At 71.4% G+C, this 13,322-nt stretch carries 6 protein-coding genes; 1 reads left to right on the forward strand and 5 read right to left on the reverse strand.

Annotation, left to right across the window (positions count from 1 at the left end; genetic code table 11):
• Positions 1-3 precede the first annotated feature (3 nt).
• Positions 4-1,395 (reverse strand): type VII secretion integral membrane protein EccD, encoded by a 1,392-nt coding sequence (eccD, locus tag ACTHMS_RS07720; protein WP_440306082.1) that lies wholly within the window; start codon positions 1,393-1,395, stop codon positions 4-6.
• A gap of 81 nt (positions 1,396-1,476) precedes the next feature.
• On the opposite strand from eccD, the gene eccCa reads away from it, so the two are divergent.
• On the forward strand, positions 1,477-5,442 hold the full coding sequence (gene eccCa / locus ACTHMS_RS07725) for a type VII secretion protein EccCa (RefSeq protein ID WP_440306083.1): 3,966 nt from the start codon (positions 1,477-1,479) through the stop codon (positions 5,440-5,442).
• Positions 5,443-5,491: 49 nt separating this feature from the next.
• On the opposite strand, the gene ACTHMS_RS07730 is transcribed toward eccCa, so the two are convergent.
• The 4 genes from ACTHMS_RS07730 to ACTHMS_RS07745 all read right to left on the reverse strand — a co-directional run.
• Entirely contained in the window at positions 5,492-6,232 is a 741-nt protein-coding gene (locus tag ACTHMS_RS07730) for a hypothetical protein (protein ID WP_440306084.1), read from the reverse strand.
• 434 nt (positions 6,233-6,666) lie between these two features.
• The gene (locus tag ACTHMS_RS07735) at positions 6,667-8,073 is read right to left on the reverse strand and encodes a vWA domain-containing protein (protein ID WP_440306085.1); all 1,407 of its coding nucleotides are present in this window, start codon (positions 8,071-8,073) and stop codon (positions 6,667-6,669) included.
• Positions 8,070-8,942 carry an AAA family ATPase gene (locus ACTHMS_RS07740; protein WP_440306086.1) on the reverse strand — a complete coding sequence of 291 codons (873 nt, stop codon included), beginning with the start codon at positions 8,940-8,942 and terminating at the stop codon, positions 8,070-8,072. Before ACTHMS_RS07740 ends, ACTHMS_RS07735 begins: the two co-directional genes overlap by 4 nt.
• An 85-nt stretch (positions 8,943-9,027) precedes the next feature.
• Positions 9,028-13,322: hypothetical protein (locus ACTHMS_RS07745; RefSeq protein ID WP_440306087.1), on the reverse strand; the 4,295-nt coding region annotated here is incomplete at its 5' end.

Consider the following 13,322-nt stretch of genomic DNA (forward strand, 5'->3'; position numbering starts at 1 on the left):
GCCTCAGCCGACGAGGTTCTCGATCGTGCCGTAGACGCCCATCACCGCGAGCGCGAGCGGGATGACGGCGAGCACCAGCAACGCCTCGAGGACATCGGCCGAGCGGGCGACGGGCGGCGACGAGCGGCGTCCGGGCACGACCGCCGCGGCCAGCAGCAGCACGACCGCGACCGCAGCGGCACCGCCGGCGAAGCCGACGACCGCGCCCGGCGAGGTCTGCCGTGACGTCTCGACGAGCACCAGCGCGAGCCCGGTGGCGAGGCCCGCGCCGATCAGCGGCCAGCGTTGGGCGCGACGGCCGAACACGCGGGCCCGCAGCAGGCAGACCAGGGCGATCACGACGGTGAGCCAGGGCGCCGAGCCGTGCGCCGTGCTGAGCACGACCCCGGCACCGCCGAGCACGACCGCGACCGCCGCCGACAGGCCGGTGAGGTACTGGTCGGCGCGCAGCGTCCGGCCGAGGATGACGGCCGAGTCGATGCGTCCGATGTCGGCGCGCAGGTCGGCCGCGGACGTGGGCACGAGGGGCAGCGGCAGCCGGGCGAGCCGGAACGACGTCATGGGCAGCACCGGCGCCACGACGAGCGCGATGCCGGCGACCAGTCCTGCGGTGCCTGCGGCGTCGAGGTCCGTCCAGCGGGCGACGGCTGCACCGACCGCGGTGAGGGCGCCCGCGCCGATGACGGCGATGAACCCCGGCACGGCCGTGCCGATCAGCAACACGGCCACGACCGCGACGAAGACCGCGGCGGCGGCGGCGGGCAACAGTTGCAGCGCGCCGAAGTCGGCCAGCTCGCGATGCTTGCCGGTAGCAACAAGTCCGGCGACGAAGGCGTGCACGATCGCGAACGACGCCGCCACGACGGCCGCACCGGGCAGGCGGTCACCGCGGGCGAGCTGCGTGGCGACGAGCAACAGGACGACCGCGAGCACCGCAGCGGCGAGCAGGGAGGGCAGCCAGCCGGGTCCGGCGAGCAGCAGCGCGATCGTCGCGGCGCCGAGCACGACGCCGGCCGAGACGAGCAGCGCGGTCCGGGTGGACGCGGGCTGCCAGCGCGGCGTGCGGTGCAGCACCCCCTCGCCGACCGCGTCGAGGACGTCGTCGAACGCCACTTCGGGCAACTGGTCGGATCGCCGCCGAAGGTGCAGCAGCTCGCCGTCACGGATGCCCGCTGCGGCGAGCGTGACGCCGGGGTCGAGCGGCGCCTCGCCGGTGCGCTGGATGACCAGGCCGCCCTGCGCCGCGCCCTCGTCGGCGAACTCGGGGCCGAGCCGTCCGACGATGATCGCGATGAGCTCGGAGACCGGCAGGCCCGAGGGCACCGCGAGATCGACCCGCACACGCTGGGTCATGACGGTGAGCCGGCACGTGTTCGCGACGACACTGGACGTCATCGGCGTGCTCCGTTCCCAGCGACTGTTCAGACGAGGGTTGTTGCGGCACCATAGCGGACATTCGAGCGGCTGGGAGGTGCCGTGGGAACGGTCATCTTCTCGCGCCCGCCACGCCGCACGCCGCCCCCCGAGCCACGCGGCGAGATCGTCCTCGAACCGCCGCCGGAGCTGCCCGAGAGCGTGTCCGGCGGCGGCGCGGCGCAGGCACTGCAACTGCTGCCGCTCATCGCCGGTGCCGGCGCGACCGGGCTGCTCGTCACCGGCAGCGGCGGCAGCCCGCTCACCTACCTCGGCAGCGGCATGCTCGTCGTGTCGATGGGCGGCCTGGCGTTGAGCAACGTCGGGCGGGCCTCGTCCGAGAAGCGCCGCAAGCTCGACGGCGACCGGCGCGACTACCAGCGCTACCTCGGCCAGGTGCGGGCGCGGGTGCGCAAGGCGTCCGACCAGCAGCGCACCGCCACGAACTGGCACCACCCGTCGCCCGAGGCGCTCTGGCTGGTGCCCCTCGGCACCCGGCTGTGGGAGCGGCGCGCCGGTGACGGCGACTTCCTCTCCGTCCGGGTCGGGCGCGGGCCCGCGAAGCTGGCCGTCACCCTCGTCCCGCCCGAGACGAAGCCGATCGAGGACCTGGAACCGGTGTCCGCGGGCGCCCTGCGCCGGTTCGTGCGGACGCACAGCCAGGTGCCGGACCTGCCCGTGGCGGTGTCGCTGCCCGCGTTCGGGCGGGTGAGCTTCGGCGGTGACCGTGACGACGCGCGGGCGCTGGCACGGGCGATGCTCGGTCAGCTCGCCGCGTTCCACTCCCCCGACGACGTCGTCATCGCCGTCTGCGCCGAGGGTTCGGTGCTGCCGCAGTGGGACTGGGTGAAGTGGCTTCCACATGCGTTGAGCGCGCTCGACCACGATGCCGTCGGCCAGGTGCGGCAGGTCAGCGACGATCTCGTCGCCGTCGAGGCGATGTTCGGCGAACAGTTGACGGCCCGCCCCCGGTTCGGCAGCGGCGGCCAGTCGACACCGCACCTCGTGCGCGTCCTCGACGGCGGCCGCGTGACGCCGGACGCACAGCTCGCCACCGGCCTCGTCGAGGGCGTCACGGTGCTCGACATCACCGGCGCGCTGGGCCGTGACGCCGGTGAGGGCGTACTCCGCCTCGAGGTGGGTGCTCAACGCGCGTTGAGCATGGTGCGCGCCAACCGCCGCGGCGAGAGTCAGCGCACCGCGATCGGCACCGCCGACCGCATGGCGGTCGCCGAGGCGGACACGCTGGCGCGGCGGCTCGCGCCGATGCGGATGTCCGCCGCCGCCGACGCCACCGACGCGTTCTCGATCGACCTCACGCTGCCCGACCTGCTGCGGCTCGGCGACCCGTACCAGGTCGACACGGCGGTGACGTGGCGACCGCGCGCCCCGCGCGACCGACTGCGCGTGCCGATCGGGCTCGGCGCGGACGGGCAGCCCGTAGATCTCGACATCAAGGAGTCGGCACAGGGCGGCATGGGCCCGCACGGGCTGGTCATCGGCGCGACGGGCTCCGGCAAGTCGGAACTGCTGCGCACGCTCGTGCTCGGACTCGCCATCACCCATTCGTCCGAGACCCTGAACTTCGTGCTCGTCGACTTCAAGGGCGGCGCGACGTTCGCCAGTCTCGACGTGCTTCCGCACACGTCGGCGGTGATCACGAACCTCGAGGACGAGCTCATCCTGGTCGACCGCATGCGGGACGCGATCCAGGGCGAGATGGTGCGCCGACAGGAGGCCCTGCGCGCCGCCGGGAATTACGCCTCGCTGCGCGACTACGAGCGGGCACGTGAGCAGGGCGCGGCGCTCGAGCCGATGCCGTCGCTGTTCATCGTCGTCGACGAGTTCAGCGAGCTGCTGTCGGCGAAGCCCGACTTCATCGACCTCTTCGTCATGATCGGCCGGCTCGGACGTTCGCTCGGCGTGCATCTGCTGCTGGCGTCGCAGCGGCTCGAGGAGGGCAAGCTGCGCGGGCTCGACACGCACCTGTCCTACCGCGTCGGCCTCCGCACCTTCTCGGCGCTCGAGAGCCGCGTCGTGCTCGGGGTGCCGGACGCGTACGAGCTGCCGAGCGCGCCGGGCAACGGTTATCTCAAGCAGGGCACGGAGGGGCTGACGCGCTTCAAGGCCGCCTACGTGTCGGGGCCGTACACGCGGGCGCGAGGCGCGGGCCCCGTGCTCGGCGACGAGATCCGCAACCGGGTGCTGCCGTACCAGCTCTACTATCTCGCGCCGCGCGCCGAACCGGCCGCCGAGCCGGACACACCACCCGCCGACGAGACGAGCACCGGGCCGGCGGACACCCTGCTGGACATCCTCGTCGCGCAACTGCAGGGGCGCGGCACGCCGGCGCGCGAGGTCTGGCTGCCACCGCTCGGTGTGCCGCCCACGCTCGACGAACTGCTGCCGGCGTTGACCGAGACCGATCACCGGCTGCGACCGGCCGAGTGGGAGCAGGTGCCGGCGCTCACGGTGCCGATCGGTCTCGTCGACAAGCCGTTCGACCAGCGCCGCGACCCATTGTGGATCGAGTTGGCGAGCTCGCACTTCGTCGTCGTGGGCGGTCCGCAGAGCGGCAAGAGCACGGTGCTGCGCACGCTGATCGCGTCGCTCGCGCTGACGCACTCGGCCGCCGACGTGCAGTTCTACTGCCTCGACTTCGGCGGCGGCACGCTCACCGGCCTCGCCGACCTGCCGCACGTCGGGTCGGTGGCGACGCGCCTCGAACCCGAGCGACTGCGCCGCACCGTCGCCGAGGTGACGGCGCTGCTCAACGAACGCGAGCAGCTGTTCACGTCCAGGCGCATCGACTCGATGGCCTCGTACCGCCGCTTGCGTGCGCAGGGGCAGGTGCCCGGCGACGGCTTCGGCGACGTCTTCCTCGTCGTCGACGGCTGGGGCACCGTGCGGCAGAACCACGAGGACCTCGAGACGGCCATCACCCAGATCGCGATCCGCGGGTTGAGCTTCGGCGTGCACGTCGTGATCTCGTTGCAGCGCTGGCTCGAGGTGCGGCCCGCGCTGAAGGACCTCATCGGCACCCGCCTCGAGCTGCGGCTCGGCGACCCGTCGGAGTCGGAGATCGACCGCCGTGTCGCGATCAACGTGCCCGAACGCACGCCCGGGCGCGGCCTGCAGCGCGACAAGCTGCACTGGTTGTCGGCGCTGCCGCGCATCGATCACGATCCGCAGACCGAGAACCTCGTCGACGGCGTCGCCGACCTCGTCGGCCGGGTGAGCGGTGCGTGGGCCGGCCCGAAGGCCCCGCCGGTGCGGCTGCTGCCGACCGACCTGCCGGCCGACGACCTGCCGGCCGTGGCGACGACCGGGGCGGCGATCCCGTTCGGCCTCGACGAGGAGACGCTGTCGCCGGTCTTCGCCGACTTCGACGCCGAGCCGCACTTCCTCGTCGTGGGCGACGTCGAGTCGGGCAAGTCGAACCTGCTGCGGCTGCTCGCGCAAGGGATCACCACCCGCTGGACGCCGCAGGAAGCGAAGATCATCACCTTCGACTACCGCCGCGGCCTGCTCGGCGCCGTGCGCAGCGAGCACCAGATCAGCTACGTCATCAATTCGACCTCGGCGTCCGAGATCGTCGGGAACATCGCGGCGGCGCTGCGCGAGCGGCTGGCGAAGATCGTGGTCGATCCGGAGGCCGGCACGGTGCCGTCGTGGTCGGGGCCCCGCCTGTTCGTCCTGATCGACGACTACGACCTCGTGGCGGGTGCGGCGGGCAACCCCGTGCCGTCCCTCGCCGAGTTCCTGCCGCAGGCCCGCGACATCGGCCTGCACTTCATCGTCAGCCGCTCGGCCGGTGGCGTCGGACAGGGCATGTTCGAGCCGCTCATGCGCCGCCTGCGGGAACTGGGCACCCCTGGCGTCCTGCTCAGCGGCAGCAAGGACGAGGGCGCCGTCATCGGCTCGACGAAGCTCGAACCGCTGCCGCCCGGCCGGGGCAAGTACGTCTCGCGCCGCCTCGGCGCCCGCCTCGTCCAGACCGGCCACGTCGCCTCCGCCCCCCGCAAGTAGCCGCGCCGCAACCCCTTGATCAACAGACGCTCTCGACCAGATACGACGCTCAGCGCAAGTTGATGAAGGCTTTTGGACGCCGGAGACCTGGGATCACGAGCGGCGGCGGCGCTTCACCCGGCGGACGGACGAACGGGCCGCGTCCGCTCGGCGCAGGCAATCCGAGTTCGACCGCCCGACGCCGGACGAACTCGCGGACACCGTCGCCCCACCCCGGCCGCTTGATCACGGACGGCGCGTCATGCACGAGAGCGATGCCGTGGACGGTCAGGGCCTTGTGCTTGGCCATCGTCGCCAGCCAGGCCGCTTCGTCCAGGTGGTACTCCCTGCTGTCGACCTCGAGCACCGCCCGCAACATGCGCCAGAGCACGTCCACTTCGAAGAGCAGTTCACCGAATTCGTTGTGTACCGGCACGTTGAGCTCGTAGGTGGGCACCCGCGCCGCTGTCATTCGTTGCGACGCGTCGGCTTCGGCGATCGACTTCGCCCCGGCGATCGCATCCTTCAGTGCCTGCCGCAACCAATGACTGCCGTTCCGCGGACCCTGCTCGTACTCCCGCACCAGGTCCGCTACGCCGACCCGTCCACGCTGGATCGACGCCGTCACTGCGGCTCGAACCTTCCGCGGATCGTTCGACCACAGTGCGAAGTCGGCGACAGCCCGCGCCGCCGGGGCAAGACGGATCAGACGACGGCCAGGCGCGTAGGACGTCTCGAACGACCTGGACGTGGGACGCAGATGCACGCCGCCGACCGTGCGCAACCGACCGCTGCGGGTGAGCACGAGCACCGGCCGGTCGGGCGCCGGCCCCGCGCGCGGACCGAGGTGGCCGAGGGCGTCCCAGCCGCTGACGCCCGCGCCAGGTCCTCCGAGCAGGATGCCGGTCTCGGCCCAGTCCTCGCGGGTCGGTTCGTGAGCATCGGTCAGCACCACACCCTGCGCCAGTCGCTGCCAGTTCCCGCGACGGAGCTCCGTGCGCGTCCGTGCCGGGGTGACGCCGTGGTCGACCGCACGCGTCGGTGTGAGCAGTCGAGGAAGCTGGCGCGGCGACGGCACGCGGCACACCCTGCCCCAATCGAGGACCTCTCGATCGAAGCTTGTGGACAAGCCCTTGATCAAGAGACCGTGGCGACCACATACGACCGTGGCGATCTGTTGATCAACGATTCTGGGCGGCGGGGATGCGGGGCGGGGTGGAGCGCGGGGCGCCGGGTGAGGTCCGGTCAGACGGGGAGGGACTTGACGAACTCGCTGAGCTGGGTGAGGTTGCGGCACTCGTGCATCGGGGCGATCGCGGCGTACTTGGACGCGACGGAGTCACCGGTGTCCCAGGCGGAACGCCGTTCGGGGTTGAGCCAGTAGGTGTGGCGGGCACGGCCGACCAGGTCGCGGAAGACGGGCAGCGCGGGATCGCCGTAGTTCGAGCGCGCATCGCCCAGCACGAGCAGCGAGGTGCGGGTGCCGAGCGCGTCGAGGTACCGCTCGCGGAACAGCTCGAAGGCGCGGCCGTAGTCGGTGCGGCCCAGCAGCCAGTTCACGCGGGCCTCCGACGACAACCGCGCGACCGACTCGAGCACGTCGCCGCCGGGCGCGAAGAACCGCGTGATCTCGTCCAGGTCGTCGACGAAGCCGAACGCGCGCACCCGCGAGAACTGCTCGCGCAGGGCGTAGACGAGCAGCAGCGTGAAGTGCGCGAACGTCGTCACCGACTGCGACAGGTCGCAGATGATCACGAGGTCGGTCTTGTGCGGACGCCGCGGCCGGTGGTGCGTCGTCACCGGCACTCCCCCGGTCGACAGCGACGCGCGGATGGTGCGGCGGAAGTCGAGCTGCCCGCGCTGTCCGGCACGCTGCTGCTGGGCCACCCGGGCGGCGAGGCGTCGCGCCAGCGGCTGGATCTCGCGCCGCAGCTCGACCAGCTCCGCCCGCGTCGCAGACAGGAAGGCGACGTCCTCGATGCTGCGCCGCACCCCCGTGCGTGCCACGGCCGCCACGTCGCGGTCGTCGGCCATGCGCCGCCGCACGTCGGCGTCGACCAACTGCTCGAAGCGGCGGATGCGGTCGTTGATCGTCGACCGGGCCACCTGTTCCATCATGCCGCCGCGCTGGCCGCCGAGGAACGCCTCGAGCAGTGCGCTCATCAACGTCTGTGGAGACAGCCGGTCGAGCACGGTCATGCGCGACCACGACGTGCGCCCGCCACCGCCCGGCCCGGCACCGGTGCCCGGCAACGCGCCGAGCCGCGCCACCGCCTCGCGCGCGATGTCGGCCAGCGCCTCCTCGTCCCCCCACCGCAACGCCTGTTGCAACTCGGCACGCAGCCGCACACGGTCGGGGTCGTCGGTCTCCCACGGCAGCGGCGCCTCGCGCACCTGATCGCCGCGCATACCCGCGCCCCACACCCGCGGGAAGTAGAGGTCGAACATCTCGTCGAACGTGCGCCGGTGCTGCTGGCGCTTCACCAGCGTCGCCGCATAGGTCGCCCGCAGCACCTCGCGGTCGGCCAGCGGCGCACGCTGGACCGCCTGTGCGGCGTCCAGCGCCTCGGCCAGCGAGATGGTCAGCCCGGCCGCGCGCAACGCCTCGACGAACTCGATGTGGTGATCGAGCAGCGACGAGGGCGTCTTCACGAGCCGAGACCTGCGGTGCCGAGTCCCAGCTCCTTCGCCGCGCGCACAAGATCGGTGCGGTGTTTCAGCACCACGTTGAGCGTCGAGGCGGTCGTGGCGTCGTCCAGCTCACCGACGCCGAGTGCGAGCAGCGTGCGCGCCCAGTCGATCGTCTCCGACACCGCCGGCGCCTTCTTCAACTCGAGCGCACGCAGGGTCGCGACCACCTGCACGAGCTGCTCGGCCAGCCCCTGCTCGATCTCGGGCACGCGCGACAGCACGATGTCGCGCTCGCGCTCGGCCGAGGGGTAGTCGAGGTACAGGTAGAGGCACCGGCGCTTCAACGCCTCGGACAGCTCGCGGGTCGCGTTCGAGGTGATCACCACGAAGGGCCGCCGGGTGGCCACTACGGTGCCCAGCTCCGGGATCGTCACCTGGAACTCGGCGAGCACCTCGAGCAGCATCGCCTCCACCTCGACGTCGGTCTTGTCGGCCTCGTCGATCAGCAGCACGGTCGGGTCGGTGCGCCGGATGGCCGTCAGCAGCGGCCGGGTGAGCAGGAACTCGTCGGTGAAGATGTCGTCGTGCGTCTCCTCGCACGAGTGGTCGGGCGACGCGGCCTGGATGCGCAGCAGCTGCTTCTTGTAATTCCATTCGTAGAGCGCCCGGGCCTCGTCGAGCCCCTCGTAGCACTGCAGCCGCACCAGCTCGGCCGACGTCGCCACGGCGACCGCCTTCGCCAGCTCGGTCTTGCCCACCCCGGCCGGCCCCTCGACGAGCAGCGGGCGCTCGAGCGTGGCGGCGAGGTAGACCGTCGTTGCGGTGGCGGTGTCGGTCAGGTAGCCGACCGAGCCGAGCTCTCGGGCGACGTCATCGGGCGAGGCGAACACAGCGTCCACAGTGCCAGACGGGGACGGGCGACGGGGCCGGCGGCACCACCCACCGGCCCCGTCGTCACACCGCGGACGTCGGACGTCAGGCGCTGCAGTTGAACCCTGCGTCCAGCCCCTTGTCGAACGGGCTGGTGAACAGGCCCGTCACGCCGTCGAGCACGACGTCCGGGATGATCCCGAACGGGTTGGCCGTGACGACGAACTGCGTCGTCGAGCCCGGCGTGCCGTCGACCTCGAAGCCGTCGTGGCCGGTCGCGATCCGCTTCGGTGTCAGGAAGACGTCGATGAAGTACACGCCCGGGGGCACGACACTGCACGGCACCGGCACGATCGGGAAGATGTGCAGGATGCGGTTCTGCTCCTGGCTGTAGATGCCGAAGTCGACGTGCACGTCGGTCTGGATGACCGCCGCGAGCGACGCGAGCGTGGGCGACACCTCGATGCCACCACCGAAGTCGATGTCCAGGTCGACGTTCACGGCCGCGTCGATCGACACGTGCAGGCCGCCCCACCCGAGGCCGAAGCTGCCGAAGTCACCGGTGATCCCGCTCGAGAAGCCGGGCTTCAGGTCGATGTGGTGCACGTCGGTGAGCGTCATGCCCGCGTCGGCGATGTCGACCGTCACGTACACGTGCCCGTTGGCCGAGATCGAGATGAAGTCGTGCCCGGACGACGGGTTGCACGGGTCGGGGGCCGACGTGTCGAAGTCCAGGTTGATCTTCACCTGGGCGTTCGGCACGTGCACCTCGAACGAGTCCGTGCGCGGCGTCGAGTCGAGCACGAGATCGGTGCCGTCCCAGCTCGCGTGCGTCTCGTGGCCGAGGTTGGTGATGCCGGCCGTGACGCGTCCGGACAGGCTGCCGCTCAGCTGCCCGAGGTCGACCGCGGCGGTGATGTCGAGCGTGTCGGCGGGCGGGTCGACGGTGACCGGGTTCCCGTCGTCGTTGCTCGCCGTGTAGTCGACCGTCGGCACCGGCGGCTTCGGCGGCGGCGGCGCACACGGGTCACTCGACGGCTGGTCGCCGATGGTGAGCTGACTGAACGAGAAGTGCCGCGGGATCTGCGCCAGCGACCCGGTGAGCGCCCAGTTCGCCGCACCCGTCGGCTTGTAGAACGCCTGGATGAGGTCGATCGGGTCCTGCAGGTCGCCGGTGACGACGATGCCGTCCGGCCGCGTCGTGGCGGCGAAGGTCATCGTCGCCGGCACGTTGCTCACCGTGACACGGGCGGTCTTGTCGCCGTACACGACGGACGCGTCGAGCGGGCCGACGGCGTGGTTGCCCGTGTACTTCACGGTCGTCGTCTCGGACTTCTCGACCGGACCGGGGGTGGTGGTGATCGGCCCGATCTCCATGTTCGTGCCGGTCGGGTCGATGCCACCGAGCGACAGCGTCGCGGTGATGTGCTTGCCCGGGTCGGGGTCGCTCACGAGCGCGACGTCGGCGTCGAACTCGTTGTGTGCGGCGGGCGGCGCGTAGTGCGTGATCGAGTAGTCGACCTTCGACAGGTCGGCGTGCAGCTCGCTCGGGAAGCCCTGCAGGAACAGGTGTCCCTTGAGGCCGGTGGCGCAGCCGCCCGCGTCGCAGGCACGCCCGTCGCGCAGCGAGACGCCCCGCACGACCGGCGGCGCCGGCGTCACGGCCACCGCGTCGGTGCGGCCGATCTCGACCGAGGCGTCGATGTCGGGACTGGTGTCGGAGGTGTAGTCGAGCACCTGCCCGTGCTGCGTGAACGTCATCGACGTCGGCAGCGGCGAGATCGTCACGTCGGCGGCGATGCGGTCGGCGTGCGTCGACGCGGGGTTCGCGTCCGGCAACTGCACGGTGCCCTTGAGGTGGAACGGCTGGTGGCCGCCGAGCTCGGCGTGGGCGACGAACCCGCTCGCGTCGGGCGTGTAACTGAACGAGTGCACGGCGGACATGGTGAAGCTCGCGTCCAGGTCGCCGCTCGCGACGTCGTAGTCGGCGAGGGCGTGGTTGCCCGACTCCGTCGGCACCGTGCCGGTGTTGGTGAGCGACGCCGCGAGCAGCCCGAGCGTCTCGGGCTGGGTGTCGGTGCCGGCGGTGAAGGCGTACTGGTTCGGCGCGAACGACAGGTGCCAGTGCTTCGGCACCGAGGACAGGGTCGCGCCACCGACCCAGTGATGTCCCAGCGCGTCGGCCTGCCCGCTGAACCCGAGCGAGGCGACGGTCGACGACGCCGTCCAGTCGACCTGCCCCGCCACCTGGTCGGCCTTCAGCACGATGTCGTCGGGCACCCCGGTGATGAAGGCACCGACGGACGCCTGCGCGCCGGCCTTCTCCGTCACCGCCGCGGTGATCGAGTCGATCGTCGAGGACGCGTGGTAGTGCAGGTCGGTCTCGGTGCCGACCTTCGCGTAGTCGAGGGTCATGTCGGCCGGCAGCGAGTCGACGACCGAGTTCACCGACAGCGCAGGCGTATCGCCGACGAGGGTGAGCTTGCGCGACTGCGCGTTGCGCAGTTCGGCCGAGACGGTGTCGTGGTCGGCGGCGGTGACGTCGTCGTGCAGCGCGTAGTGCACCAGCGCGAGGCCGGTGTACTTGAGCGCGGCCTGCACGTCGGCGGCCGTCTCCTTCATCACGACGTAGTCGGTGCTCGGCAGGTCGGCGTCGGCGAGCTGTGTGCCGGTCGAGGTGTACTTCAGCGTGATGGGGCCGACCGACGACGAGCCCGGCGCATCGCCCGGCGCGGTGCGCGCGTCGAAGGACGCCTCGCTGTCGTGCGGGTGCTTCGCGACGCTCACCTGCAGGTACTTCGGCAGCTGCTGCGCGGTGGTATCGACGAAGGCGTGCAGGTCCTGATCGTCGAAGAGACGGAAGTGCACGTTCGGGATCGACGAGTCGGCGGTGTACTGGAACGCGGCCGTGAAGTCGTCGCCGGCGCCGTTCACGTCGCCGTGCAGGTGCACGTTCGCCGGCACCTGGTCGACCGAGCCGAAGATCTCCGAGTGCACCACGCCGCCGCGCACCGACTGCAACGACACCTGGCTCGCGCCGATCGGAGACCCCGTCGAGAGCACGGCGTCGTAGGGCTTGGTGACGACCAGGTGCATCGTCGCCGGGATCTGGGTCGCGTCCGCCGAGAGCAACGAGTACGTCGTCAGGTCGCTGGTGTCCGGCACCGATCGCGCCGACAGCTTGAGGTCGTCGATCTTCGCGTTGGCGTTGTAGTCGGCGACGATGTTGCTGCCGTTGTTCTTGACGTCGACGGTGAGGTCGGTCGGCAGCTTCGTCACCTGCGCGTCGACGGCCGTGAGCGTGTGCGCGGCGGTCGAGGCGATGTCGGCGTGCGCCGTCAGCACCGTCGGCACCGTCGACCGCACCCGCACGGTCACCTCGGGTGTCGAGGTGTTCTGCAGCCGCGCGTCGACGGTGAACTTCGTCGGTGTCGGGTTGAAGCCGATGGACGCGTGGATCGGGTCGGTGAGCGTCGGGTTCGTGCCGAGGATGTTGGACGAGTTGATCGTCGCGACGTCGACGGTGAGCGCTGCTGTCGGGCCGGGATTGCTGTACTCGAGCTTCATCGTCGTGTCGATGTCGCCCTGCACCGCCCGCAGGATGCTGTTGAGGATGAAGGTCACCGTCTGCGAGTCACCGAGCCGCGAGCCGCGTCCGTCGAAGCCGACGGCGAACTGGCGGTAGGTGCCCGGCAGGGTGAAGAGCGCGAAGACATGCGCGGGCTTGGCCGAGACCAGCGAGGTGACGTTCAACTGCAGTTGAGCCCCACCGTTGGGGCCGAGGTTCGGCAGCAGCGTGCCGGTCACGTCGGGCAGGCCGTTGCCGTCGACGTCCATGAGGATCGGCGTCGCGATCGGTTGCGGCAACGAGCACTTCAGCGGCTGGGTCGCACTCTCGGCGCAGAGCCGGTACAGCGTCGACTGCAGGATCGAGCCGAGCAGCGCGAGCAGGTCGGGGACGGACGGCAGCGGCGGCAGCAGCGAGCCGAGGTCGAGCGACGGGCTGTAGGTCGCGCCGGTGTGCGTGGTGGTGAGCCCCGTGGCGACCGGTCCGTTGCCGAGCACCTGACCGCCGGTGAGCGTCGTGGACGATGCGGTCGGCAGCGTGCTCGTCGTCGTGGACACCGTGGTGTGCGGCAGCACGCTGCGCAGGTCGGCGAGCCGCTGGTCGAGCGGTGACGTCGGGGCGGCGCTGTCGGGCACCGGCGCCGTCGGGTCGGCGGCCGGCGGCGTCGCGCCGCGGTCGAAGACGATGCCCCGGAGCAAGCCGCGCACCAGCGCCGGGTCGCGGCCGTTGCCGAAGCCGGGGTGGCTGACCGCGAGGCCGTCGGCGAGCGCGTCGGCGAGACACGCCTGCTCGTCGGCCGTGGCCGACGGCGGTGCGCCGTTGCCGCCGAGGT

This window comes from Jatrophihabitans sp., assembly GCF_051960575.1.
Lineage (GTDB): Bacteria > Actinomycetota > Actinomycetes > Mycobacteriales > Jatrophihabitantaceae > JBQCEE01.